This is a genomic window from Enterococcus mundtii (assembly GCF_003957375.1).
GTDB classification, from domain to species: Bacteria; Bacillota; Bacilli; order Lactobacillales; family Enterococcaceae; genus Enterococcus_B; species Enterococcus_B spodopteracolus.
This window is the reverse complement of sequence record NZ_CP025473.1, coordinates 2,559,399-2,585,938: the sequence shown is the minus strand read 5'-3', so window position 1 is coordinate 2,585,938 and position 26,540 is coordinate 2,559,399. Positions and strand designations below refer to the sequence as shown.

Sequence of the window (26,540 nt, the reverse complement as noted above, 5' to 3'; positions counted from 1 at the left end):
AAAAAAAAGAGCGACTGGGCTAAACTAAAAATAATAAATCGTAATTTAGGAGTGACACATTTGGATGCACGTTATGCAATCATATTAGCCGCGGGTAAAGGTACTCGCATGAAATCAAAACTATACAAGGTCCTACACCCTGTTTCTGGGAAACCGATGGTCGAACATATCATCAACCGTGTAAGTGAGACAAACCCTGATCAAATCGTGACGATCGTTGGACACGGTGCAGAGAAAGTCAAAGCTCAGCTAGGCGAACGTAGCGAGTATGCGTTACAAGCGGAACAACTTGGGACGGGTCATGCGGTACTACAAGCAGCCTCATTTTTAGCAGGTAAGGAAGGCACGACGTTAGTTATCAGTGGTGACACCCCTTTATTGACAACTGAGACGTTGAACAACTTGTTTGAATACCATCAAGGGAAAAATGCAAGTGCCACGATTTTGACTGCACAAGCAGAAGATCCGACAGGTTATGGCAGAATCATTCGTGATCATGTAGGAATCGTCGAAAAAATCGTTGAGCAAAAAGACGCTTCGCCAGAAGAAGCGTTAGTTCAAGAAATCAATACAGGAACTTACTGTTTCGATAACAAAGCGTTATTTGAAGCATTGAATAAAGTAGGAACAGACAATGCACAAGGCGAGTATTATTTAACAGACATCGTTGAGATTCTGAAAGATGCTGGAAATCCAGTTGCTGCGTATCAGACGGAAGATTTCGATGAGTGTATGGGTGTCAATGATCGTATAGCACTAGCAAAAGCAAACGAGTTGATGCGCCAAAGAATCAACAAAAAACATATGGTCAATGGCGTTAGCTTTGTTGATCCTGCAACTACGTATATTGATGCAGATGTTGTGATTGGTTCAGATACAGTGATCGAAGCGGGCGTTCAGATCCAAGGGGAAACAGAAATTGGCGAAGATTGTTTTATTGGTGCACATTCACGTATTGTTGACAGCAAGATCGGTGACCAAGTAGTCATCGAAAACTCAGTGATCGAACACAGTTTGGTCAAAAGTAAAGCAGATGTAGGACCGTATGCCCATTTACGTCCAAAAGCAGAAATTGCAGAAGGCGTCCATATCGGCAACTTTGTAGAAGTGAAAAATGCGAAAATAGGCAAAAACACAAAAGTTGGTCACTTGACGTATGTCGGGGATGCAACACTTGGTGAAGAAATCAATGTGGGGTGTGGTGTCGTCTTTGTCAATTATGACGGAAAAGTAAAACATCATACAACAGTCGGTGACCATAGTTTTATTGGGTCAAATGCGAATCTTGTGGCGCCAGTGGAAGTGGCAGAAAATACATGTATCGCTGCTGGTTCGACGATCACTAACGATGTTCCTGAACATGCAATGGCTATCGCACGCGCTAGACAAGTCAATAAAGAAGGATACGCGAAGAAACTCCCATATTCAAATTGATACTTTTTGCAAAATCACTTGATTTATTCGGCAAATATGACTAGTATTTATTAGGTAGTAGAGTTGTGAAAAAGAAAGCGGAGGTCCTCATGTCCAAACATTACTTTGATCCAAGATTAAAAATATTTGCATTAAACTCAAATCGTCCATTGGCAGAAAAAATTGCTACAGCTGTTGGGGTTGAATTAGGAAAATCATCCGTCACTCAATTTAGTGATGGTGAGATCCAGGTCAATATCGAAGAAAGTATCCGTGGTTCACACGTATATGTTATTCAATCAACAAGTAGTCCGGTAAATGATAACCTGATGGAACTGTTGATCATGATTGATGCATTGAAGCGTGCAAGTGCCAAAACGATCAACGTTGTAATGCCGTATTACGGTTACGCACGTCAAGACCGTAAAGCGCGCGCGCGTGAACCAATCACTGCAAAATTAGTGGCAAATATGATCCAAAAAGCTGGAGCAACAAGAATGTTGACACTTGACTTGCACGCAGTCCAAATCCAAGGTTTCTTTGATATTCCGGTCGACCATTTGATGGGCGCACCACTGATTGCGAATTACTTCTTAGAAAAAGGGATTCAAGGCGATGATGTTGTCGTTGTTTCACCTGACCATGGTGGTGTTACTCGTGCACGTAAATTGGCTGAATTTTTAAAAGCACCAATTGCAATCATTGATAAACGCCGTCCAAAAGCAAATGTGGCAGAAGTGATGAATATCATTGGTCAAGTAGAAGGCAAAACGTGTGTCTTGATCGATGACATGATCGATACAGCTGGAACGATCACATTGGCTGCCAATGCGTTGAAAGAAGCTGGAGCAGTGAGCGTTTATGCGTCATGTACACATCCTGTGTTGTCAGGACCTGCTTTACAAAGAATCGAAGACTCTGCAATCGAGCGCTTAGTTGTAACGGATTCAATCTATTTGCCAGAAGATCGCAAAATTGATAAGATTGACGAAGTAAGCGTTGGTGGCTTGATGGGTGACGCAATCAAACGTATCCATGAAAACAAACCAGTTAGTCCTTTATTTGAAACAAAAAGATAAAGGAAAACAAAAACTAAATAATTACAATCACAAAGGGGAGTCCATTTTGGGCTGAGACTGAATATATTCTAAACCCTTCGTACCTGTTTCGGTTATGCGAGCGTAGGAATTGTGAATGAATAGCTAGTGTGAAAGCACGAAGCTGTTTGTAAAAAAAACAAACTTGCTTCCTCCTTTGTGATGTCCAATTATAAAGGAGGAAGCTTTTTTATGAATAAGAATCATCGTGTCTGGATCGAGGGAACAATCGTCGCAGCATTATCTTTAGTGTTGTCGATGATTCCTCTACAAATAGGTAGTAGTTTTGCAATCTCGCTCGGACAAATCCCTTTAACTTTATTTGCTTTGAGAAGGGGTTGGAAAGCTGGTATGGGATCGGCTTTTCTGTGGGGAATCCTTCATTTTCCCATGGGGACTGTCTATTACTTGAGTGTCATCCAAGTGTTGATCGAGTATCCGATCGCGTTTACGTTTGCTGGCGTTGCAGGGATTTTTTCGCAAAGAATGCAACAAAGTTATCTGCAAGGCAATCGTAAGAAAATGGCCTCAACGATCATTTTAGCGACATTCGTTGGTGTGACTGCCAGATATTTCTGGCATTTTGTCGCTGGGGTTGCTTTTTGGGGGAGTTTCGCACTATGGGGAATGAATCCATGGTTGTTCTCTTTAGTCATGAATGGTGCTAGTGGGTTAGCTACTGGGATTGTAACAACTATTGTCCTACTAGGTATCGAACAGACCGTTCCTTCTTTATTTGTAAGCGAAGGATTGCAAGTACGAAAAAGCAAAAATTAAAAAAAGGCGTAAAGGCAGCTGACCTTTACGCTTTTTTAGTGGAGTTGACTGTCATTATACAAATGTGTTGTAAACAAAATCAGAAACGTTGCCGTCTAGTTGCCAACGTTGTTGAGCGGCATGATAGACGAGAACAGCTACCGGTTTTTCTTCCAAGTAACGTGTTCCTTTTAATTTCCAAACGTAATCTTCAATGACATAAATCGGGATCTCATACTTGTCATCGACCAAACCTGCTTGATCAAACGAAAAAATGATTCCTTCTTGCATTAAATTACGCATCTTTTTCAGTATCTCTACACTGATTTTTTCAACAGGGATCTCTTTTCGAAAGAATGATTTTTTTTCGTTGATTTTTCCCGCCAAGATCGTGCTTAACTTGTTGGCAAAAATCCGATAAAATTCATCTAAATAACGATAATAGGTTCTACCTAGATGATCGCTCAAATCAAAATAAACAAAGTTATTTTGTAATTTATAGAAAAAAGGTGAATGGAGATGTGTTTTCATATGACCAAAATAAAGCAACTCTGAGATTTCTAAAGGACTTAATTCTTTTAACATCGTCAAATCCGTAAAATCGATCCATTTAAGATCCGTACTGTTGTTACGGCTACGAACGGTTTGGAAAAATCTTTGGATATTCTCAGTTCCCCGAATAACCTTCAAGCCTGTGTGTGATTCATATTCTCCAGCAGATGCGGAAGGGTCCAACAAAAGTAGATTTTGAGGAAAATGCACGATGTTATTTGAAAAATCATTGATAGTCAGCCCTTTGGTCAAAACGGCGTTACTAGTTGTATCGATATGTACATATACTGAATCACTCATCATGCTCCTCCTCCCCTGTATCTCATCCCTTTCATTTTACAACATTTACAAAAAAAAAGCTTGTTTCTTTTATTTTAAAATTCGATTACAAAGCAACTTTTTTTATGGATAAACGATGAATATAGAGTAAAAAAAATATATATAACACTGCTATCAGATGACTATTCACCCTCACCCTTTTTTCTGATTACTGATATAATAAAAGAAAAAGAGAATCCGAGGTGTCTATGAAAGTTCAAAAAGTCTATTGGTCGGAACGTTATCAGCAGAATCGAGTGCAGCAAGCAAAACAACTGTTTAGTTTTTTTACTACACATCAAGAAAGCCGGCAACATTTTTGGCAACAGGCAAAAAAACAACAGGCATGGAAGATCGTATCGAAAAGGCTGAACATTTACTTTACTGTAGAAATAACGAATGAAAAATTGATCTATACCAACGTGTTGATTGAAGAAGAATATTGGCAGTGGTCCGATATTTTCCTATTGTTAGAAAGTACGATTCGTTATTTTTTCAAAAAATACGGACTCGTCCGGTTTGATCATTCAATCTCACCGAACATGATCGACCTTTTCCACCGAAGTGGTTATTTGGGAACGCAATCGTTTGAGAAGAAAATATCCTATCATACCGGCCTTGTCTTAGGCGGGGGAGGGGCGCATGGTGCTTATCAAATAGGTGTTTGGAAAGCATTGAAAGAGGAAAATCTAGAGATTTCACTCGTTACTGGCACTTCTGTAGGTGCGCTAAATGGGGCATTGGTCGTTCAGGATCAACTAACACAAGCCATTGACTTATGGCAGGAACTATCAACCAATCAAGTATTGGCTTTGCCAGAGGTTGCCTTATCAGAAGAGTTGAGGCAACGTTATATCCAAGAAGCCAGCTTGATGACACGTCGTGCAGTAGTCGAAGGAGGAACCTCGATTGCACCGTTGGAAGCATTACTAGAGCAGTACCTAGATCCAGAAAAAATCAAATATACAGAAAAACCGCAACTCTATACAATCGCAACTAAAATCCCAGAATTTCAAGAAACAGTTACAAGGATCCAAGCATTAGAACCAACAGAAATCGCCGATTGGGTTCTCGCCTCTGCTTCTTTTTATCCTGCCATGGCTTATCGTCAGATCGACGGATCAAAATATGTTGATGGTGGCTATCGAAATAACGTGCCAGTAGATGTTGCGATCCAACAAGGTGCAACCGAAGTCTTGATTGTCGATGTCCAAGGACCGGGGGTGACAAAAAAATACAAGGAACCTGATGCTTTGGTGACCTGGAAATGTTGTTCAAACTGGTCTTTAGGTGGTTTCTTAGTTTTTGAGCGACAAAGAAACCAATTGAATATCCAATTAGGTTATTTAGAGGCTAAAAAGTGTTTAGGGATCTATCAAGGAAACTGGTATACGTTTGAAACAGCAAAGCCAGCTGAACGTTATTGGCGACGTTTCTTACGTTTCTTAGTCGAAACACTTGATTTAGACGTATCCTTTTTTTACAAAGAAAAATTCTGGCGGGACTTGCGTAATGTATATAAAGACAGGGTCACAAGTGAAACATGCGGATTGGCGATGCTTGAGCTACTAGCGAAACAAAAATTGATCTTACCGAATAAAGTGTATACTGTCGAAGAAATATTACCGCTCATTTGCCAAGAAAGTAAAATCGATGAAGCATTTTTAAAAAAGGTTGGTCAATTAAATGCCAGCGAATGGTTGAAGTTTCGAAAACTGGAACGAAATGCTAAAATACACGTAATGAAGGAACACGCGATCTACCAATACGTGAAAGAAAAAAAGCGTGATCGCTTACAACGACAACTCAATGCAGATACAGTAGAAACTTTGATGTATCTCTATCTTTATCATCTAAAGGAGGAACAAAAATGGCACAAGAATTCTCATATGAGATCGTAGAAGAAATTGCAGTTTTATCTGAAAACAATAAGGGATGGCGCAAAGAATTGAACTTAGTGAGTTGGAATGGCAGACCACCCAAATTTGACTTGCGGGATTGGGCACCGGACCATGAAAAAATGGGTAAGGGACTAACATTAACGAACGAAGAGTTTGAAGAGTTACAAAAAGCAATTAAAAATATGTAAAAGAAAGGACTCTGTCGCATGAAGAGCATGACTGGCTTTGGCAATGCCATCCGCGAAAAAAAGAACTATCAACTTGAAATCGAGATCAAAAGCGTCAATCAACGGTTTTTAGATATCCAGATACGTAGCCCTAAAGTATTAGGTTTTGTTGAAAATGAACTGAGACAATTGATCAAAACGAAGTTAAGTCGAGGTCGTGTCGATGTCTTTATTAATTTAACATACTTAGGTGAACAAGATAAAAAAGTGACGATCAATTGGCAACTGATCGATACGCTCTATACACAGATGACTACCGGTATTAAAGAAAGGTATGGCGAAGCGAACGCATTGTCGATCGGTAAACTGATCGAACGTTTTGCACTAAACGAAGAGTTTGTGACAATTGCTGAAGCAACGGAAGAGGATCAAGAATTACTTGCACAATTAGCGAAAGAAACGATGCAAACAGCACTTCGTTCAATCGAAGAAAGTCGGAGTATAGAAGGCCAAGCCTTGGCGAACGTGTTACTTCAACAAACCGCAGAATTAAAACAAAATATTGTTGGATTAACTAACTTTGTCGAGATTTATGAGCAGGAATTTCAGACGAGATACCAAGAAAAATTAGAAGCTTTTCTTGGTGCAGAAGTTGAGCGAGATCGTTTATTGACCGAAATAGCGATTCTTTTAGAGCGTGGCGATATCCACGAAGAAATCGACCGTTTAATCATCCATGCGCAGAAATTGGAAGAGCTACTTGAAGCAGATTATCCCATCGGTAGAGAACTAGATTTTCTTTTACAAGAGATGAATCGCGAAATCAATACGATCGGCTCAAAATCAAGCGCGATCGAAATCAAAAACCATGTCGTTCAGTCTAAAACGATTTTAGAAAAAATCCGTGAGCAAATCCAAAATATTGAATAAGTGTCCAGCCTGTCTAATTGATGACCTGTCCGTTAGGCAGGCTTATTTCCGAAGAGGTTACTCCTGTTTCCGCCGTTTATTCGTTTTTTAGGTATACAACAGAAGTAAATTTTACTTTTGTCTTGGACTCTTTAGTGGGAAGTAGACTAGCTTTTTCTAGTTTTTCTAGCTATAATAAAAAAATAGCCTTGAAAGTTGCAAGAAAAAAGTGCAAAATAAGCAATAGTATAAAAAAGACTAGTTGAAAGGACGTCGTCATGTCAGAGCGTGGATTATTAATCGTGTTGTCTGGTCCATCGGGTGTGGGAAAAGGCACAGTGCGAAAAGCAATTTTTGAGAGTGAGGATAATGATTTCCAATATTCGATTTCGATGACGACACGCAAGATGCGTGAAGGAGAAGTTGAAGGAGTCGACTACTATTTCCGAAGCCGTGAAGAATTTGAACAAATGATCGCTGAAGGCGAAATGTTGGAATATGCAGAATATGTCGGGAATTATTATGGTACACCACTATCATATGTCAACAAAACCTTAGACGAAGGAAAAGACGTTTTTCTTGAAATTGAAGTCCAAGGTGCACAACAAGTAAAAGAAAAAGTACCTGACGGCGTATTTATTTTCCTGACGCCCCCAGATTTAGCAGAATTGAAATCACGAATCGTTGGGCGTGGGACAGATGCAGATGAAGTAATCGAGGAACGAATGAAAGTCGCTAAGGAAGAAATCGAGATGATGGCACTGTATGACTATGCTGTTGTCAATGATGAAGTTCCATTAGCGGTCAACCGAATCAAAGATATTATTGCAAGTGAACATTTCCGTGTCGATCGTGTCATCGGAAAATATATCAAAATGTTAAAGGAGATGTAGTCTTATGATGTTAAAACCTTCAATCGACTCATTATTAGATCGTGTGAATTCAAAATATTCTCTAGTGATCTTAGCAAGTAAACGTGCACATGAATTAGATGCAAAAGCACAACCAACAATGGATTCATTTGATTCTGTCAAAAGTGTTGGACAAGCTTTAGAAGAAATCGAAGCAGGGAATGTGATCAGTGATCCACATCCTGAATTAAAACGTGAACGTCTACGTATGGAAGACGAAGAACGTCGTGCGCAAAAAGACCGTGCACAACAAGAATTAGAGTCTCGTATCCGTGACGAGCAAAAACTATAAAATCAACTCACTATTCCGCTTATGGATAGCAAAAGATTTGAGCTTGGGAAATGTTCCTAGGCTCTTTTTTTTCCTGCGTTAATTTTTTGTTAGGATTTGGCAGAAAGTAAGACAAAACAAGGAATCTCTAGTAAAATAGGCAAGAGCCATTTTGTGTTTAAATCCAAGATGAAGAAAGGAGAAGGAGTCCATGACTGTTATTGCGGATGTGATTGTCGATGTACCAACTATGCAAACCGATCAAGCATTCACCTACTTGGTTCCTTCTGAAATGGAAGCGGCTATCCAAGTCGGTATGCGTGTAGCGATACCATTTGGAAACGGCAATCGCCAAGTCCAAGGCTTTGTGATGGCGTTGACAGCCAACGAGCAACCTCTAAAACAAGAATTAAAGCCGATCCTTCAATTACTTGACCTGGCACCTGTTGTCAATCAGGAGTTGATGAGGTTAGCAGACTATATGAAAACCATTACGTATGCTTTTAAAATCACCTGTTTACAAACGATGCTACCAAGTGTCATGAAAGCAGAATACGATAAGCTCATTTACCCAGTGACCGATGAACCAGAAGTCGTTGCATTTTTCGCAGGTAGACAAGAGATTTCTTGGAAGGAAGCGGAAGAAACTGGGATCTTACCACAATTGATCCGTTGGCGTAAAAACAAGCTAGTTGATATCCGTTACGAAGTCCATACAAAAAACAAAGTGAAAACGATCCGTGTCGTTCACTCTCTTTTGTCAAAAGCACAACTCGATGAAGCTTGGGGCACCTTGAGACAAAATGCGAAAAAACAAAAAGAATTACTTCTTTATTTGTCAGAAATAGAAAAACCAATGTCTATTGCTTATTTCAAAGAAAAAGGAGTCAGTTCTGCCGTATTGAATCAAGGTAGAGATAAAGGTTGGTTGCGTATCGAAGAAGTTGAAAGTTATCGTGACCCTTATAAAGATCGGGTATTTGAACGAACGACTGCCTTACAATTGAATGAAGAACAACAATCGGCGGTTCAGCAGATCATCGAAGCCTGTCATCAGGAAAAGAATGAAACCTTTTTACTTGAAGGAATTACTGGTAGTGGGAAAACGGAAGTCTACCTTCAAGCCATTGCTGATGTCTTGGCAGAGAAGAAGACAGCGATCATGTTGGTTCCTGAAATCGCATTGACCCCTCAGATGGTCGAACGTTTTAAAGGGCGCTTTGGAGAATCCGTCGCAGTTTTACATAGTGGCTTGTCTCAAGGTGAGAAATATGATGAATGGCGTAAAATCGAACGCAATGAAGCGCAGGTCGTCGTTGGTGCACGTTCAGCGATCTTTGCCCCACTAGAGAATATTGGTTTGATCATCATTGATGAAGAGCATGAATCGAGCTATAAGCAAGATGAAACCCCGCGTTACCATGCCAGAGATTTAGCTATGTGGCGTGGGAATTACCATCATTGCCCGATCGTTTTGGGGAGCGCGACACCTTCCCTCGAATCAAGAGCCCGTGCACAAAAAGGGATCTATCGCATGTTACATTTGAGTCAGCGTGCGAAAATGAGTGCGCAATTACCTGAGATCGAAGTCGTCGATATGCGTGAAGAATTCGAAAAGAATCAGACATCGACGTTCTCTCAATTATTACAAGAAAAAATCCAAGATCGATTAGAAAAAAAAGAACAGACAGTTCTTCTATTGAATCGACGAGGGTATTCTTCCTTTGTGATGTGCCGAGATTGTGGCTTTGTCTTGCCTTGCCCAAATTGCGATATCTCATTGACTCTCCATATGGATTCTCGCTCGATGCGTTGCCATTATTGTGGACATGAAGAAGCGATCCCACATCGTTGTCCAAATTGTGGGGAAAACAAGATCCGGTATTATGGAACGGGAACACAAAAAGTGGAAGAAGAGTTAAAAGCACTTTACCCTCAAGCAAGAATCTTGCGGATGGATGTGGATACCACAAGAAAAAAAGGCGCGCATGAACGAATCTTACAAAAATTTGGGGACAAACAAGCGGATATTCTACTAGGAACGCAGATGATCGCAAAAGGGTTAGATTTTCCTGATGTGACCTTAGTCGGCGTTCTAAATGCAGATACTTCGTTGAACCTGCCAGATTTTCGTTCTAGTGAACATACCTTCCAATTATTGACACAAGTCTCCGGAAGGGCAGGAAGAGCCGAAAAAGCTGGGGAAGTCGTGATCCAAACATTTAATCCGAATCACTATGCGATAACTTTAGCAAAGGAACAAAATTATGAACGCTTTTATCAACAAGAAATGAATGTACGCCATCGTGGAGGCTATCCGCCTTATTATTTCACTGTGAAAATCACGACGAGTCATCCAGAAGAACAAGTCGCAGCCAAAAAAATCTTTCAGATCGCCAGTCAATTAAAGCAAGTATTAGGAACGAACAGCCTTCTGTTAGGTCCGGTACCTAGCACCGTTTTACGTGTGAAAAATCGCTATTACTATCAGCTGATCATCAAATATAAACATGAACCAGAACTGCCTAACGTTTTGAAAGAAATTTTGGATCAAAGTCAAAAAGAACAGCGACAAAATCTATTTGTTGCGATCGACAACGAACCGCTACATTTTATTTAAGAAAGGAAACACTATGCGTTATCCAATAATGATCCACCCAAATAAAAAATTGAATCGAAAAGCCCAACCCATCGATATGATCACTGATGAGACCATCGTCTTGTTAGATAACTTGTATGAAACAATGGTGGCAAATGACGGAGTCGGCATCGCCGCGCCGCAAGTCGGCAAAAATCAACGGATCGCTATTGTTGAAGTCGATGAAGGAGATAAGTTTGAACTCATCAATCCTGAGATCATCGAGGCAAAAGACGAAAGTATCGATGTGGAAGGTTGCTTAAGTATTCCGCATGTCTACGGTACAGTCAAACGTGCAGATGAAGTAACAGTTCGATATTATGATCGTGACGGAGAGGAAATCGAAGTTACCGCGTTTGGCTATCTTGCACGTGCCTTTCAACATGAGATCGATCACTTAGATGGGATTTTATTTATCGATAAAATGATCGAACAAATCCCCGAAGAAAAACTCGAAGAATACATGGAGGAACATTTAGATGACTAAAATCGTATTTATGGGAACCCCAGCATTTTCAGTTCCTGTACTAGAAGGGCTGATTGACCAAGGGTATGAGATTGTCGCTGTCGTGACACAACCTGATCGACCAGTGGGAAGAAAAAAAATCATTACCCCAACACCTGTGAAAGTGGCGGCGTTGAAGCACGATCTTCTTGTGCTACAGCCAGAAAAAATCACGGGTTCTCCAGAAATGCAAACAATCATTGATTTGCAACCAGATGTGCTGGTAACAGCAGCGTTTGGTCAATTCTTACCGGAGAAACTATTGCAAGTTCCAATACATGGAGCGATCAATGTTCATGCCTCTTTGTTGCCAAAATATCGTGGTGGTGCACCAGTCCATTACTCCATTATCAACGGGGAAAAAGAGACAGGTGTAACGATCATGGAGATGATCAAAAAAATGGATGCGGGTGGTATTTTCTCGCAAGCAAGCCTACCAATCACTAAACAAGATGATGTCGGTACGATGTTTGAAAAACTTAGTCTATTAGGCAAAGAGTTATTGCTAGAAACACTACCAAAGATCATTTCTGGCGAATTGACGCCTACGCCACAAAATGAGGATCAAGCAACGTTTTCACCGAATATCACACGTGAACAAGAAGCAATCAATTGGGAAAAAACAGCAGAAGAAATCGACTGCCAAGTTCGTGGCATGCGTCCATGGCCCATTGCTTTTACAACCTATGAAGGAACACGCTGGAAGCTCTGGGCAGTAGATGTGTTGGCAGATGAGACGACATCTGAAACACCAGGAACTATCATCCATAAAGATAAAAAACAATTATGGGTAGCTTGTGGGGAACAGACGGTATTATCGATCAAAGAATTGCAACCTGCCGGTAAAGCAAAACAACTAATACAAGAATTTCTAAATGGCAGTGGACAACAAGTCGCTGTAGGACAGCAGGTGAAATAATGGCGAAAATACCAAAAAAAATGAAACGTTCGGTTCGCTTTATGGCGTTGATGACATTAGAGCGTGTCAACAAAGGTGGAGCATACTCCAATCTATTGTTGAATGAGATGATCAATCAAGGCGACCTTAACCAAAAAGATATCGGTCTGTTTACAGAACTAGTGTATGGAACGATCAGTCGCCATCGTTTGATTGCATTTTATGTTGCACCATTGATTACAAATGCAAAAAAAGTGGATGACTGGGTCAAAACTTTGCTGTATTTGTCTGTCTATCAACTCGAATTTTTAGATAAAGTACCTGATCATGCAATTTTGAATGAAGCAGTAGAAATTGCAAAAATCAAAGGCAACCCCGGCACAGGGAAATTTGTGAATGGCGTATTAAGAAATTATTTACGTCAAGGAAAACCTGATCTGGAAACTATCACAGATGAAGTCGAACGTTTAGCCATTAAATTAAGTTTGCCGAATTGGCTGACACAGCGCTTGATTGACCAAATCGGCTACGAGGAAACAGAAAAGCTAGGTCTTTCATTGTATCAACCAAGTCATGTGAGTGGCCGTATTGATACCCGTAAACTTTCGCGTGAACAAGCACTGGATCAATTGAAAGAAGAAGGACTAGATGTAAAAGCAAGTCCAATAAGCCCATATGGTGTAATTGCTGAAAAGGGCAGACTCGCCTCTACGACACTTTTTCACGATGGATTGATGACGATCCAAGATGAAAGCTCGATGCTTGTTGCACCAGCGATGCAGATTGAGCCAGAACATCATGTACTAGATGCCTGCGCTGCCCCTGGTGGCAAAACGACCCACATCGCTACGTTCCTTGATCCAACTTGTGGAGGAGAAGTCGTGGCTCTAGATGTCCATGACCATAAAGTAAAACTAGTGGAAGAGAACGCTCGTCGTTTAGGAGTTGCCAACGCAGTGTTCGCACAAAAAATGGATGCACGTGAAGTCAAAGAACAGTTTGAAGCAGAACAATTTGACCGTATTTTAGTAGATGCTCCATGTTCCGGTTTTGGCTTGTTACGCCGAAAACCAGATATTCGTTATAAAAATAATGAAAAAGAATTAGCCAATTTACCGGCTATTCAACTAGCTATTTTGGAAAGTGTGGCTACAGCTCTTAAACCTTCAGGAATATTGACCTACAGTACTTGTACGATTTTGAAAGAAGAGAATCAAGAAGTTGTTTCAGCGTTTTTACAACGACATCCTGATTTTGAGAAGATTGATGTTTTAGTTGATCCTGTGCTACAATCATCAATCAAGGATAAGATGTTGACGTTGTATCCACATCAATCTTATACAGATGGCTTTTTCATTTGTTGTTTGCGCAAAAAGTAATGAGGTGAAAGTATGCAGATTGAATATCAATCAGATGTAGGAAGAAGACGTAATACGAATCAAGATTATGTCAGTGTATTTGAAAACCAAGTCGGTCTCACGCTGGCGGTTTTAGCAGATGGCATGGGTGGGCATCGCGCAGGCGATATTGCTAGTCAAATGGCCGTCACAAATTTAGGGAAAGCCTGGGAAGAGCAAGCGTTACTTGATGACGAAAAAATCGCGCAGTGGTTTATCCAAGCGATCCAAGAAGAAAACCGCGCGATTCATCAATTAGGACAAGAACAGCTTGAATATAACGGAATGGGAACAACAATCGTAGCAGCTGCCCTATCAGAGGAACGTTTTACGATTGCCAATGTTGGCGATAGTCGTGCGTATTTGCTTCGCGATAATCGGATCATTCGCTTGACGGAAGACCATTCTTTAGTAAATGAATTAGTCAAATCTGGTGAAATCAGCGAAGAAATGGCCGTCAATCATCCACGTAAGAATATCTTGACTCGATCTGTCGGTATGCCAGGATCATTAGAAGTCGATGTTGCAACGTATCTTTGGCAACTCCAAGATTGTTTGCTTCTATGTTCGGATGGTTTGACGAATATGCTGTCAGAAGAAACGATCGGTACGATCATCAATCAAGAAGGATCATTATCAGAAAAAGTAACGCAATTAGTGGACCAAGCAAATGAAGCTGGCGGAGCAGATAATATCAGCGTTCTTCTTATTGAATACAAGGAGGATGTTGCATGATTGAGCCAGGAAGAAAATTAAATGGTCGTTACCAAATTACCGGTAACATCGGTAGTGGCGGTATGGCAAATGTCTTTTTAGCCCATGACTTGATTTTAGATCGAGATGTTGCAATCAAAGTCCTACGCTTTGATTTCCAAAATGACCAAACGGCGATCCGTCGTTTTCAACGAGAAGCATTAGCGGCAACCGAATTAGTTCATCCAAATATCGTTAGTGTGTATGATGTCGGTGAAGAAGATAACATGCAGTACTTAGTTATGGAATATGTAAAGGGAATGGATTTAAAACGTTATATCCAAACGCACTATCCGATTCCTTATGAAACAGCAGTAAACATCATGCAACAAATCTTGTCTGCGATTTCTTTAGCACATAGCCATCAAATCATCCACCGTGATCTAAAACCACAAAATGTCTTGATCGATAATGAAGGTGTTGTGAAAATCACCGATTTTGGTATTGCGATTGCTTTATCTGAAACATCGATCACCCAAACGAATACGATGCTTGGTTCGGTTCACTACCTTTCACCAGAACAAGCAAGAGGTAGTATGGCGACAAAACAATCAGATATCTATGCGTTAGGGATCATTTTATATGAAATGCTGACAGGAAGCGTTCCTTTTGATGGGGAATCAGCTGTCACCATTGCACTGAAACATTTTCAAGATGACTTGCCTTCAATCAAAGAGTTAGATCCAGGGGCACCTCAGTCGTTGGAGAATGTTGTCTTGAAAGCAACAGCCAAAGAACCTGTCGACCGGTATAAAACGGCAGAAGAAATGGCAGATGACCTAGCAACTGTGTTGTCGTTAGAACGAGCAAACGAAGAAAGATGGCAACCCCAGGCGATGGACAACGAAACGAGAGTATTGACACCATTGACGGCAGAAACACCGATGCCAGATACCTTTAAGTCAATGCCTCTTCCCGAAGAGAAACCAGCGGAAGAATTACCAGATCCCGAAGAAACAATGCCAGATGTAAAGACTAAAAAAAGAAAAAAATGGTGGGTCATTTTGCTGGTCTTGCTTGCTTTGTTAGGGATTGGGACAGCGATTTTATTTGCTTCAGGTGGACGAGGAGAAGTAACGATTCCCGATGTATCGGGTCAATCCGAAGCCTCAGCAAGAGAAGCTTTGACACAAGCAAAATTAAAGGTAGCAACGAACACTGAAGAAATCGCTGACGATACGATTGAGAAAGGAAATGTGGTCAAAACAGATCCAGCCTCAGGAACAACAGTGAAACAAAATCGTGAAGTCACGCTTTATATCAGTACAGGTAAGAAGAAAATCCAACTCGATGATTTTACGGGTATGTCTTACGATGAAGCGCGCAAGCAGCTACTGGATTTAGGCTTCTCTTCAAGTAGAATCAAAAAAGAAGAAGAATTTAGTGATGAGGTCACTAGTGGAAATATCATCTCACAATCAGAAGATGAAGGAACAGAAGTCGATCCCACATCAGATACGATTACTTTTACTGTTAGTAAAGGAAGTCAGCCGACGATGAGCGATTACACTGGACAAAACTATGAAACAGTTCTTAGTATTTTGAGAACGAATGGCTATACGAATATCAGTGCAACGGACGATTATAGTGATACAGTCCCAGCCGGTGCTATCATCAGTCAGTCACCAAGTTTTGGGGAACCATTGACGGATGCGACATTTATTAGTTTCGTGGTGAGTCGAGGACCAGATGCGAAGACACTGAATGACATTTCTGGTTATACGAAAAGTGATGCGCAAAGTTACTTATCTGGTATCGGTGCCGACTACATTGGTCATGAAACTTATGAGTTTTCAGATACAGTAGAAAAAGACAAAGTGATCCGTACAGATCCAGGAGTAGGTGCATCGATCACATCAGGAACGATCGTCAATGTGATTTACTCAAAAGGACCAGACCCAGCGAAAGCATCATCAAGTTCTGAAAAAGATTCTTCCAGCAGTTCTTCTAGTAGTTCAAGCAGTAGTTCAAGTTCCGAAACAACTAGCAGTAGTACCACTACTCCGTCCTCGACGGATAGTGACTAGTAGACAGAATCAAACGAACTAAAACGACAATGATAAAAAATAGATCTGAGAATTCAAAATGTCGGCGGCATTTGAGGAAATTCTTAGGTCTATTTTTTGGTGATTTCTCCTAACTTTTGTTGTCCTATGGTAAAATATACTAAAAATGGAGGTGGGTTTCATTAAAGGGCAAATCAGAAAAGCAATAAGTGGATTTTATTACGTATATAAAGATGGAGAGACCTATCAGACACGAGGTCGAGGGAATTTTCGTAATCGAAAGATCACGCCCCTTGTTGGCGATCAAGTCGTATTTGAAAGTGAAAACAAGACCGATGGCTATCTACTAGAAGTTTTACCACGTAAAAATCAATTAGTACGACCACCAGTAGCAAATGTTGATTTAGGAGTTGTTGTGACGAGTTTGATCGAACCAACATTCTCTTATAATCTACTCGACCGTTTTTTAGTCATGTTGGAATATGAATCGATCGAGCCAGTGATCTATTTGACGAAAACGGATTTAGCTGTCGATTCTACACAAATAAAAGAAATTAAAGAGACTTACGAAAAAATCGGCTATCCAGTGATCGTGCCACGCACACAAGGTGATACTGATGAATTAGTTCGCTATTTTCCAGAAAGACTGACCGTTTTCATGGGACAGTCAGGTGCAGGTAAATCGACGTTACTCAACCAAATCTCACCAGAACTTGAGTTAGAAACAGGTGAAATTTCTGATTCTTTAGGACGTGGACGTCACACGACAAGACATGTCGAGTTATTACCACTCTATGATGGATTGGTTGCCGATACACCAGGTTTCAGTTCTATTGATTTCTTAGTCATCGAACCTGTCGAGTTATCCAAACAATTCCCTGAATTTCTCGATGCTTCTGTAGACTGTCGCTTTAGAGAGTGTATGCACGTAAAAGAGCCAGATTGTGAAGTCAAACGAAGAGTAGCGGCAAAAGAAATTGCACAGACTCGCTATGACAATTACTTGCAATTTTTGCAAGAAGTTGAAAACCGTAAACCGATGTACAACAAAAAAGAAACTAGAAGAAAGTAGGAGGGTATTTTTATGAAAATAGCACCATCGATTTTAAGCGCAGATTTCGCCAATCTCCAAGCAGACATTGAACGAGTAGAAAAAGGTGGAGCAGACTATATCCATGTGGACGTAATGGACGGCCAATTCGTTCCCAACATTACATTCGGATCGAATGTAGTGCAAGCAATCCGTCCGGTCACAAAACTACCGTTAGACGTTCATTTGATGATCATCAATCCTGAAAATTATATTGCTGATTTTGCAAAAGCAGGTTCAGATATCATTACGGTTCATGTGGAATCGACACCACATATCCATCGTGCGATCCAGATGATCAAAGATTTAGATGTCAAAGCAGGGGTCGTTATTAATCCTGGTACACCGATCGAAATGATCAAGCATGTTTTGCCTTTAGTTGATCAAGTGTTAGTGATGACAGTCAATCCAGGATTTGGCGGACAAAGCTTTATTACAGAAACAGTGGATAAAATCGCGGAGTTAGCGGAATTACGCAAGGTGAATGATTGGACCTATCAAATCGAAGTGGATGGTGGAATCGTTCCAGAAACTGCAAAAATTTGTCGTGAAGCAGGTGCAGACGTATTTGTTGCAGGCTCCTATGTCTATAGTGCAGAAGATCCAGCAGCTCAAATCGATCAATTGAAAAAGGCATTAGGCTAATGGAAGTATTACTTGTTGCAGGCGGCTCACCAGAAAATTGGCCAGACTTATCACAGCAATCATTTGATCGATACGTAGGCATCGACCGTGGGGCACTCTATTTGCTTGAAAAAGGCTATTCATTAGATCTAGCAATCGGTGATTTTGATTCATTGTCTTCATCGGAATATCAACGAGTATCCGCTAAAGCTGTCGAAGTACAACAAGCGCCAGCAGAGAAAGACGATACGGACACTCAGCTAGGTTTAGTAAAGACATTTGAACACTTTCCAGAAGCAAGCGTGACACTGATCGGTGCAACTGGTGGAAGATTGGATCATTTATTAGCTAATCTATGGTTAGCACTAGAACCACGGTTTCAGCCCTTTATACGACAGATTCAAATACAAGACAAACAAAACGTAATCACTTACTATCTACCAGGAGCTTACGAGATAAAAAAAATTCCTGAAATGAAGTATTTGGCATACTGTTGTTTGACACCTGTTAGTCAATTGACACTATCTGACAGCAAATATCAACTATCAAACGAGGAAGTATCTCGTCCAACTTCTTATGCAAGCAATGAATTTGTCACTGACAAAGCATCCTTCAGCTTCTCTGAAGGAATCATTTCAGTCATCCAAAGTAAAGATTGATGGATCGGTTCAGGACAAAGTAGCAAAAGAAATGAAGCGGAAAAATGACAGTTTAAATTATTTGCTAAAAAAAGCTTAAAAGAAGGGTCGAGCCTTTTGTTTCCCCTTATTTAATGATAAAATTACAGGTAAGAGTCTAATTTAATTCGAGGTGTCTTTGTGAAGAAGTTCAATCCTAATAAAAATATCATTATTACCTTAGTTATCGTTATTATTGTAGTAACGGTCCTAAGTGTGACAGCTGCCCAGCGAGCGAATGAAGGAAAGCCCAATTTCTTCCAATCTATTGTGAACGACAGTGTCTCTTTTGTCGATCGGACGATTTCTGCTCCGGTCAAATGGGTCCAAAATGGCGTGGATTCAGTACATCATCTTTTCACCACCTATTCAGAAAATGAACGGTTAAAAGAAAAAATCGACAGCTATGATGAGATAGCTCAAAAAAACAAGAACATGCAAAAAGAAATCGATGCGCTAAAAAGCGAACTCGATTTAAGCCAAACGTTGACGAGTTATGAAAGAGTCACAGCAAATGTGATCACTCGTTCACCTGACTCATGGCAAGATCTATTAGTCGTCGATAAAGGATCAAATGATGGAATCGAAGTCAATATGGCAGTCATGGCGCAAAAAGGTTTAGTCGGACGTGTCATTGAAGTCAATGCCACTTCTTCTAAAGTAGAATTGCTGACTTCATCAAACGTAAGTTCCAACCATTTCCCTGTCCGCGTATCTTCTGGAAACGGAGAATCTTTCGGTTTACTCAAGAATTATGACGAAAAGTTACAAGCGCTAGTTGTGACACAACTAACAGGTGACAGTGAAATCAAAGAGGGTGACGTAGTACAAACATCAGGTCTTGGAGGCAACTCGCCAGCAGATCTACAAATAGGTACAGTCATCAAAACAAAACCAGATAGTTATGGGCTAGATCGCGAAGTTTATGTCAAACCTTATGCGGATATGTATGATCTCCCAGTAGTAACGATCATCAAACGTCTTGTGGAGGAATAGTCCATGCTGAAAAAAGAGAAAATGACCATTTATTTGCCGTTCCTCCTGTTCTTACTCATGTTGATCGATGGGCACTTTACCCGAATGATGATCAGGTGGTCGAGCGGTGACTACATGGCAAGTGCGCATCTTTTGATATTGGTTTTACTATTTTGCAGTTTGAGTTTTTCCAAACGCTACTTACTGATTACGACATTAGTTTTAGGTATTATCTTTGATTCTTACTATATTGGTGTGATTGGTATTTACGCAGTTGCTTTACCTTTATTAGTATTTATTATGTATGGGATGAAATCGGTCATCCATGTAAATATTTTTACTGAGTTTTTTAGCCTCATCATTTTCATCACAGGCTATGAGTTGTTTACATTGATCGTACAAATGGTATTCAAACTTGCGAGTGTAGATAGTACGTACTTTATCACTAAATACTTAGGCCCAACATTATTATTGAATATGGTATTGTTCGCTCTACTTGTATTCCCGTTAAAGAAGCTATTCAAAGAAGGTCGGGACGTAACTGTTTAGTCTCGAAAAATAAGGCGCCATCCACGAAAATTGTTTTTCAAATTTTTGTGGATGGCGCCTTATTTCCGAAGAAGTTACTTCTGTTCCCGCCATTTAATCTCTTTTAGGTGGTGCGAGAAGCCCAATAGCTCAGCTTTTTTTATTTAATTTAAAACGGACATTATTTAATTGTTGAAAAATGTATTATGAAAATAACCATGTCATCTTACATTTCTGTCATTATAATCAGTTGTTTTGAAATGTTTTTGTAACATAACTATTATCTCATTGACATACTGCTATGGTACAATTTTGTTATCGTTAAGAAAGACTTAAATATTTTTAGATATTTATTAAATTAAGCCAGTCGGAGGAATGAAGAGTGAAAAAGAGTTTAGTATCAGCAGTAATGGTAAGTTCAATGGCCTTGACTGCCGTAGCATCACCGATCGCAGCCGCGGCGGAAGATTTTGATTCTCAAATACAACAACAAGATCAAAAAATTGCGGAATTACAAAACCAACAAGCAAGTGCCCAATCTCAAATCGAGGCATTAGAAGGTCAAGTCGCTGACATCAATACAAAAGCTGAAACTTTATTAGCTAATCAAGCAACATTACGTCAAGAGTCTTCTCAATTGACACAAGAAATTGCTGATCTACAAGAACGTATCGAAAAACGTGAAGCAACGATCCAAGAGCAAGCACGTGAAACACAAGTTAAAGGTACAAGCTCTAACTACATCGATGCAGTATTGAATGCTGAGTCATTCTCAGATGCTATCGGACGCGTTCAAGCAATGTCATCAATTGTACGTGCGAACCAAGACTTAGTGAAACAACAAAAAGAAGACAAACAGGCAGTTGAAGATAAAAAAGCTGAAAATGAAGCGAAGCTACAAGAGTTAGCAGAAAACCAAGCGGCTTTAGAATCACAAAAAGGCGACTTACTATCAAAACAAGCTGATTTAAATGTCCTAAAAACTACTTTAGCGGCTGAACAAGCAACAGCAGAAGATAAAAAAGAAGACTTGAACCGCCAAAAAGCAGAAGCTGAAGCAGAGCAAGCACGTATTCGTGAACAAGCTCGTTTAGCAGAGCAAGCGCGTCAACAAGCAGCACAAGAACAAGCTGAAAGAGAAGCACGTGAACAAGCAGCAGCAGTTGCCGCTGCAGCAGCACAAGAGCAAGCTTCTTCTTCATCAGTACAAGAATCAACAGAAGTTTCTGAATCAGCTACTTCAGAATCATCATCAAGTGCTGAATCTTCAACAGAACAATCTTCAGTTCCTGAATCATCTACATCAACAGAAGATTCAACAACTGAAAGTAGTGTACCAGAATCTTCAACAGAAGAATCTACTACTACACCATCTGTTCCAGAAACAACAACACCATCAACGCCGGAGTCATCAACACCTGCAACACCAGCTCCATCAACACCGGAGCCATCAACACCTGCAACACCAGCTCCATCAACACCGGAGCCATCAACGCCGGCACCATCAATTCCAGCACCAACGGCTCCATCTACTAATGGAGCAGCGATTGTAGCTGAAGCGATGAAATACATTGGGACTCCTTATGTATGGGGTGGAAAAGATCCAAGTGGATTTGACTGTTCTGGATTTACACGCTATGTGTACCTACAAGTAACTGGTCGTGACATCGGTGGTTGGACTGTACCTCAAGAATCAGCAGGAGCTAGAATCTCAGTTTCTCAAGCAAAAGCTGGAGACTTATTATTCTGGGGAGCAGCTGGTGGCACTTACCACGTAGCAATTTCTTTAGGTGGCGGACAATACATCCATGCACCACAACCGGGCGAAAGTGTTAAAATTGGCTCAGTTCAATGGTATGCACCTGACTTTGCTGTAAGTATGTAATTTATGAAGAACTAACTCTAAAGTGAGTTAGTTCTTTTTTTACGAAACTAAAAAGGATCGAACAAACAGTTTTGGTAACTGTCTGTTCGATCCTTTAAAATTTTCTTGCTTAGAAAGCATGATCAAATAAATTCTTCCGTCAATTCCATGAAGTTTTGGATATCTGCTAAGACCATGTTGATGCCTGCTTGCCAAAAATCTGGTTTCGTTAAGTCTACACCTAAGTGTTTTTGAGCCAATTCTTCCGTTGTCATTGAAGCAGTATCGCGTAGTAAGTCGATATACTCTTGTTCAAAACTTGAACCTTGCTCGTTAGCATAGGCGTAAATACCTAGACTGAACAGGTAACCAAAGGTATAAGGGAAATTATAAAACGGTACATCATCAATAAAGAAATGTAGTTTTGCTGCCCAGAAATAAGGATGATAAGTTGATAATGCATTTGCATAGCCTTCTTTTTGCGCTTCGATCATCATATCAGTGATCTCTTGTTCTGCCACTAGTCCTTTTTGTCGAGCAGTATAGAATTGATTTTCAAAGATAAAACGAGAATGGATATTCATGAACATAGCCAGAGCATTTTGTAGTTTCGTATCCAATAAATTGATTTTTTCTTCTTTTGTTGATGCCACTTTAAGTGTTGCATCAGCTACGATCAATTCTGCAAAGGTACTTGCTGTTTCAGCAACATTCATTGCGTATTCACGATTCAACGCTGGAAGATCCCACATCGTACTACTATGGAAAGCATGACCTAACTCATGGGCTAAAGTAGCGACTTCGTTAACTGAATTGCTATAAGTCATGAAGATTCTAGATTCTTGTGTTTCAGGCAATTCGGTGCAGTAACCACCAGGTCGTTTGCCAGGACGATCCTCTGCTTCAATCCAACTTTTGTTAAAAGCGTCTTGAGCAAATTCAGCCATTTTAGGACTGAATTTATTGAAATTCTCAATGATAAATGCTGCCGCTTCATCAAAGGTAAAGTTTTTTTCTTTCAAATCTCCTAGAATGATCGGTGCATCTTGGTCTTGCCATTCCATTTTTTCTTTACCGAAAAGATTGGCTTTTCTTGTTAAGTAATCGACAAGGGGTTGTTTATTTTTTTGGATCGTCTCCCACATTACATCTAATGTTTCTTTTTTCAAGCGATTATATTCTAAAGGCTTTTGTAAGAAATCTGTTGTACCGTGTAGTTTATAGGTGGATAGACGGAACCCATCTAAATGATTCAAGGTGTCTGTAAATAAAGGTGCTTTTTCTTGCCAAGCATTTTCCCAAGCTGTAAATAATTGTTTGCGGACTTCTGGATCAGGATCACCCATCATTTTATTGAATGCTTGACCAGCAGATAATTCAATGATTTCTCCCTCTTGTTCAAATGGTACAGTCAGACTAGCGACAATCGTATCATAATGACTACTCCAGGCATTCAAACCATCCAAAGATAATGTATTGATAATGTGCTCCTCGTTTTCAGATAACAAGCGTGCGCCATCGCGACGAATTTCGTTCATACGAAAAGCAATCGGAGCTAATTGATCTTGGGTAATCAAGTGTGTCCATTCATTGTCAGATATTTCTGCAAATTTTTTCGATAAGATCGTATCTGCTGCTTGCCAACGTGGTAATGAAGCGTAGAGTTTACCAGACAAAATCTTTGCATCGGAATCTTTTACATTAGCAGATAATAAAGCAGTAATATAACTATTACATTGGCTGAAGCCATTGGTTACTTTTTCTTGAAGTGCCAAAATCGTCACAAGAGAATCGATATCTTCGGATGAAAATGACCATTGATTGATTTGTTCGTAATATGTTTCTATTTGTCGTTCTAATTGAGCCAAACGTTCATTTAATTCAGTTGAAGCACTTCCTCCAGGAAAGATAGAATCTAAATCCCAGTTAAGCGAATAAGTCATCAAAAAACCCCTCTCATATTTATGGTACTATCTCTAGTATAGCATTTAAAGAAGGAATAAGTCTTGGAGAAATCATTGTTGTTTTATGAAAAAAAAGCTATCATAGAAAGAAGAGGTGACTTATGGAGTTTTTAAAAAAACAAAGAAAAAATGGGAATTTTTATTTAGTGTTTGCATTAATGATTATGGCTATTTTATTTTATAGCTCCTCGCAAACCTATGGACAACAATCGCAACTTTCAAGAATTGATGCGTGGTTTCCAAACCAACCCTTTAAAGAGGCATTGTCAGGTATCCAATTTACTTATGGAGAAAGTATTATCAGTATCGACCATTCTGGATACAGCAAATTCATTGAATTCTTTTTAAGAAAGGGCGCCCATTTTGGTACCTATTTTCTATTAGGAGGTAGTCTGTATCTAGGCGTATTCCCGAAAATGAAAATCTGGTGGTTAACGGGGGTTCTTGCTTGGTTATCTGCGACAGGATACGCCGGTTTAGATGAGTTCCATCAAATGTTGACAGGCGATCGTACACCAATGTTCCAAGATGTCATGCTTGATTCGATGGGAGCATTGACTGCAGTAGTTATATGTATTTTATTTACTTTTATAAAGAAGAGAAAGTAAAAAAGAGAGCACAGTTGCGTGTCTGCAACTGTGCTCTAGTAGTTACGATTAAAAAATCAAAACAGGCGTACCTTTTTCAACCATTCCAAATAATTCTTTCATGACACCTGGTGGCGTATTGACACAACCATGAGAACCTCGAGTTCGCCATAAGTCGCCGCCATATTCTGGTTGCCAATCCGAATCGTGGATACCGATACCTGTCCAATCGACTGGCATCCAATAGTTCACTGGACTTTCATATGGTGTACCATCATCGTTCGTTCCTCTTAATACAGCATTTTCTTCTTTATTCCAGACATAAAAGACACCAGGAGGAGTAGGGGTAGAAGGTTTTCCTGAAACGATATCTGTTTCAAGTGCTACTTTCCCGTCTTTGTAGAACCACATATGTTGATTCTCTAAATCGACCTCAATATACGTATCCTCAATCAATGGGTGATCGGCAGTTGTACTACCTTGAACAATTGGTGAACGTGTGAAATCTTGTCCTGCTAAAATCGCTTCTGTTAAAGCTGTTACTTCGCTATCTGTTTGGATCGTCCAACTGAATGTGCCAGCAGGAACAGTTACTTCTCCACGTTTGGTACTTTTGAATTTAGTATCATTCGTACTTGTATTGTATTTTTCGCCAAGTTCACTAACATATTGACGAACTTTTTCTGAATCAAGCACAGGTTTTCCATCTTCATAGGTGAGCCATTCAACGATGAGTGAAGAAGGGATCGTAACTGTTTCACCATTGATACTGTAAGTTCCTTTTACTTTAGCGATATTATTCATTGTCGTTAACTGCTCAGTCAACTTTTTATCTGTAGATGTGACCGTTGGTTCTTTTTGGAACTCAGTCAGATCAATTGTATCTTTTCCATCATTGACAACAGTTGTCAATTCCTTCGTAACGGCTTCGACATCGACCGTGTTCCCTTTTACTTCAGGCTTGATTTTAAATGAGTCACCAGACTTTTCAATCGTTGCATCGGCAGTAGGCGTACGGTCTTTATTCAATTCAGTCAATTCCGTAGACAATGTCTCGATTGTTTGATCCAGTTGTTCCCGTTCCGCACTTAATGGATCGATTTCTTGTTTTTCGGCCGCAGCTACATAGTTCATTCCCCAAGTCCAAGCATTTTGGTTTTTCAAGATGGAAGCTAGATCAGTTGAAAAATCCTTTTTATAACCAAGATCGGACTTTGCAATCTCTTTCCAAACCGTTCCGTTTTCTTTGATTGAAATCGTCTTATTGGAATAAGCTTCTTTTAGCTTGTCATTTGCTTGGTCGATAGTCAGGTTACTTACATTGATCGAATTGACTTCCGTTTTAGGAAGAAAACGATTCGTGTAATATGTACTACGGTAGGTGTAAAAGCCGATTAATACTAGAATCACACCGAGAACAGAAAGCAAACCAATACGCATTGATTTTTTTCGATGAGAAGATCTTGTCATATCTGCAACTCCTTAATAATAATAGTTATAGGGTGTAACGACTCTATCATAGCATAATTTACGGTAAAAGACGAAATGATGTCCCTCTTTATATAAAAATTAACATACTGCTTAGAAAAATAACGATAGTCAGGTAAGGATTTTATATCCGAAATGTATAAAAAACAGGAAATCCTAGAAAATGGAAGGTCGATTTTCAGGATTTCCTGTGAAGATGAGGTTGTTTTCGAAGACATTACTTCTGGAACAACGTGTATTCTTTTTTAGTG

Annotated in this window: 24 protein-coding genes and 1 riboswitch; of the genes, 21 read left to right on the top strand and 3 right to left on the bottom strand. The window is 39.9% G+C overall.

What is annotated here, in order from left to right:
* Positions 1-60 precede the first annotated feature (60 nt).
* The 3 genes from glmU to thiT all read left to right on the top strand — a co-directional run bounded on the left by glmU (position 61) and on the right by thiT (position 3,287).
* Positions 61-1,434, top strand: coding sequence for a bifunctional UDP-N-acetylglucosamine diphosphorylase/glucosamine-1-phosphate N-acetyltransferase GlmU (gene glmU / locus CYK55_RS12575; RefSeq protein ID WP_034688590.1), 1,374 nt, complete (start codon positions 61-63; stop codon positions 1,432-1,434).
* An 89-nt stretch (positions 1,435-1,523) separates the two neighbouring features.
* Positions 1,524-2,492: a ribose-phosphate diphosphokinase gene (locus CYK55_RS12570; protein ID WP_034688588.1), complete on the top strand. Its 969-nt coding sequence runs from the start codon at positions 1,524-1,526 to the stop codon at positions 2,490-2,492.
* A gap of 23 nt (positions 2,493-2,515) precedes the next feature.
* A riboswitch (TPP riboswitch) is annotated at positions 2,516-2,618 on the top strand.
* A gap of 84 nt (positions 2,619-2,702) precedes the next feature.
* A complete protein-coding gene (gene thiT, locus CYK55_RS12565) occupies positions 2,703-3,287 on the top strand; it encodes an energy-coupled thiamine transporter ThiT (RefSeq protein ID WP_034688585.1) in 585 nt (194 codons plus the stop codon).
* A gap of 54 nt (positions 3,288-3,341) precedes the next feature.
* Here thiT and CYK55_RS12560 read toward each other — a convergent pair whose 3' ends face one another.
* The gene (locus tag CYK55_RS12560; protein ID WP_034688583.1) at positions 3,342-4,118 is read right to left on the bottom strand and encodes a hypothetical protein; all 777 of its coding nucleotides are present in this window, start codon (positions 4,116-4,118) and stop codon (positions 3,342-3,344) included.
* Between the two features lie 227 nt (positions 4,119-4,345).
* On the opposite strand from CYK55_RS12560, the gene CYK55_RS12555 reads away from it, so the two are divergent.
* The 17 genes from CYK55_RS12555 to CYK55_RS12475 all read left to right on the top strand — a co-directional run bounded on the left by CYK55_RS12555 (position 4,346) and on the right by CYK55_RS12475 (position 22,271).
* Entirely contained in the window at positions 4,346-6,037 is a 1,692-nt protein-coding gene (locus tag CYK55_RS12555) for a patatin-like phospholipase family protein (protein ID WP_034688676.1), read from the top strand.
* A complete protein-coding gene (locus CYK55_RS12550; protein ID WP_019722353.1) occupies positions 6,007-6,225 on the top strand; it encodes a YdbC family protein in 219 nt (72 codons plus the stop codon). Before CYK55_RS12555 ends, CYK55_RS12550 begins: the two co-directional genes overlap by 31 nt.
* Before the next feature lie 18 nt (positions 6,226-6,243).
* Positions 6,244-7,134, top strand: coding sequence for a YicC/YloC family endoribonuclease (locus CYK55_RS12545; protein ID WP_034688581.1), 891 nt, complete (start codon positions 6,244-6,246; stop codon positions 7,132-7,134).
* Between the two features lie 257 nt (positions 7,135-7,391).
* Positions 7,392-8,006 (top strand): guanylate kinase, encoded by a 615-nt coding sequence (gmk, locus tag CYK55_RS12540; RefSeq protein ID WP_034688579.1) that lies wholly within the window; start codon positions 7,392-7,394, stop codon positions 8,004-8,006.
* A gap of 4 nt (positions 8,007-8,010) precedes the next feature.
* The gene (gene rpoZ, locus CYK55_RS12535; protein ID WP_010734097.1) at positions 8,011-8,316 is read left to right on the top strand and encodes a DNA-directed RNA polymerase subunit omega; all 306 of its coding nucleotides are present in this window, start codon (positions 8,011-8,013) and stop codon (positions 8,314-8,316) included.
* Positions 8,317-8,506: 190 nt separating this feature from the next.
* Complete coding sequence (priA, locus tag CYK55_RS12530; protein ID WP_034688578.1) at positions 8,507-10,915, top strand: primosomal protein N'; 2,409 nt, start codon at positions 8,507-8,509, stop codon at positions 10,913-10,915.
* A 13-nt stretch (positions 10,916-10,928) separates the two neighbouring features.
* A complete protein-coding gene (gene def / locus CYK55_RS12525) occupies positions 10,929-11,420 on the top strand; it encodes a peptide deformylase (RefSeq protein ID WP_034688577.1) in 492 nt (163 codons plus the stop codon).
* Entirely contained in the window at positions 11,413-12,357 is a 945-nt protein-coding gene (fmt, locus tag CYK55_RS12520; protein ID WP_034688576.1) for a methionyl-tRNA formyltransferase, read from the top strand. Before def ends, fmt begins: the two co-directional genes overlap by 8 nt.
* Positions 12,357-13,715 (top strand): 16S rRNA (cytosine(967)-C(5))-methyltransferase RsmB, encoded by a 1,359-nt coding sequence (gene rsmB, locus CYK55_RS12515; RefSeq protein ID WP_034688575.1) that lies wholly within the window; start codon positions 12,357-12,359, stop codon positions 13,713-13,715. The genes fmt and rsmB overlap by 1 nt, the downstream gene beginning before the upstream one ends.
* Positions 13,716-13,727: 12 nt before the next feature.
* Positions 13,728-14,468, top strand: a complete 741-nt coding sequence (locus CYK55_RS12510; RefSeq protein WP_034688574.1) for a Stp1/IreP family PP2C-type Ser/Thr phosphatase — start codon at positions 13,728-13,730, stop codon at positions 14,466-14,468.
* Complete coding sequence (pknB, locus tag CYK55_RS12505) at positions 14,465-16,513, top strand: Stk1 family PASTA domain-containing Ser/Thr kinase (protein WP_126134378.1); 2,049 nt, start codon at positions 14,465-14,467, stop codon at positions 16,511-16,513. The genes CYK55_RS12510 and pknB overlap by 4 nt, the downstream gene beginning before the upstream one ends.
* Before the next feature lie 151 nt (positions 16,514-16,664).
* A complete protein-coding gene (gene rsgA, locus CYK55_RS12500) occupies positions 16,665-17,564 on the top strand; it encodes a ribosome small subunit-dependent GTPase A (RefSeq protein WP_200868963.1) in 900 nt (299 codons plus the stop codon).
* A gap of 12 nt (positions 17,565-17,576) precedes the next feature.
* Positions 17,577-18,227 carry a ribulose-phosphate 3-epimerase gene (gene rpe, locus CYK55_RS12495; RefSeq protein ID WP_010734105.1) on the top strand — a complete coding sequence of 217 codons (651 nt, stop codon included), beginning with the start codon at positions 17,577-17,579 and terminating at the stop codon, positions 18,225-18,227.
* Entirely contained in the window at positions 18,227-18,865 is a 639-nt protein-coding gene (locus CYK55_RS12490; protein WP_034688570.1) for a thiamine diphosphokinase, read from the top strand. The genes rpe and CYK55_RS12490 overlap by 1 nt, the downstream gene beginning before the upstream one ends.
* A gap of 159 nt (positions 18,866-19,024) precedes the next feature.
* Positions 19,025-19,879, top strand: a complete 855-nt coding sequence (gene mreC / locus CYK55_RS12485) for a rod shape-determining protein MreC (protein ID WP_010734107.1) — start codon at positions 19,025-19,027, stop codon at positions 19,877-19,879.
* A 3-nt stretch (positions 19,880-19,882) separates the two neighbouring features.
* Positions 19,883-20,407 (top strand): rod shape-determining protein MreD, encoded by a 525-nt coding sequence (gene mreD, locus CYK55_RS12480; RefSeq protein WP_034688569.1) that lies wholly within the window; start codon positions 19,883-19,885, stop codon positions 20,405-20,407.
* 361 nt (positions 20,408-20,768) lie between these two features.
* Positions 20,769-22,271: a PcsB-like coiled-coil domain-containing protein gene (locus CYK55_RS12475; RefSeq protein WP_126134377.1), complete on the top strand. Its 1,503-nt coding sequence runs from the start codon at positions 20,769-20,771 to the stop codon at positions 22,269-22,271.
* A gap of 122 nt (positions 22,272-22,393) precedes the next feature.
* On the opposite strand, the gene CYK55_RS12470 is transcribed toward CYK55_RS12475, so the two are convergent.
* Positions 22,394-24,193: a M3 family oligoendopeptidase gene (locus tag CYK55_RS12470; RefSeq protein ID WP_034688566.1), complete on the bottom strand. Its 1,800-nt coding sequence runs from the start codon at positions 24,191-24,193 to the stop codon at positions 22,394-22,396.
* 122 nt (positions 24,194-24,315) lie between these two features.
* On the opposite strand from CYK55_RS12470, the gene CYK55_RS12465 reads away from it, so the two are divergent.
* The gene (locus tag CYK55_RS12465; RefSeq protein WP_126134376.1) at positions 24,316-24,822 is read left to right on the top strand and encodes a VanZ family protein; all 507 of its coding nucleotides are present in this window, start codon (positions 24,316-24,318) and stop codon (positions 24,820-24,822) included.
* A 48-nt stretch (positions 24,823-24,870) separates the two neighbouring features.
* Here the strand turns inward: CYK55_RS12465 and CYK55_RS12460 are convergent, their stop codons facing one another.
* Entirely contained in the window at positions 24,871-26,271 is a 1,401-nt protein-coding gene (locus CYK55_RS12460; RefSeq protein WP_034688562.1) for a L,D-transpeptidase family protein, read from the bottom strand.
* Positions 26,272-26,540 lie beyond the last annotated feature (269 nt).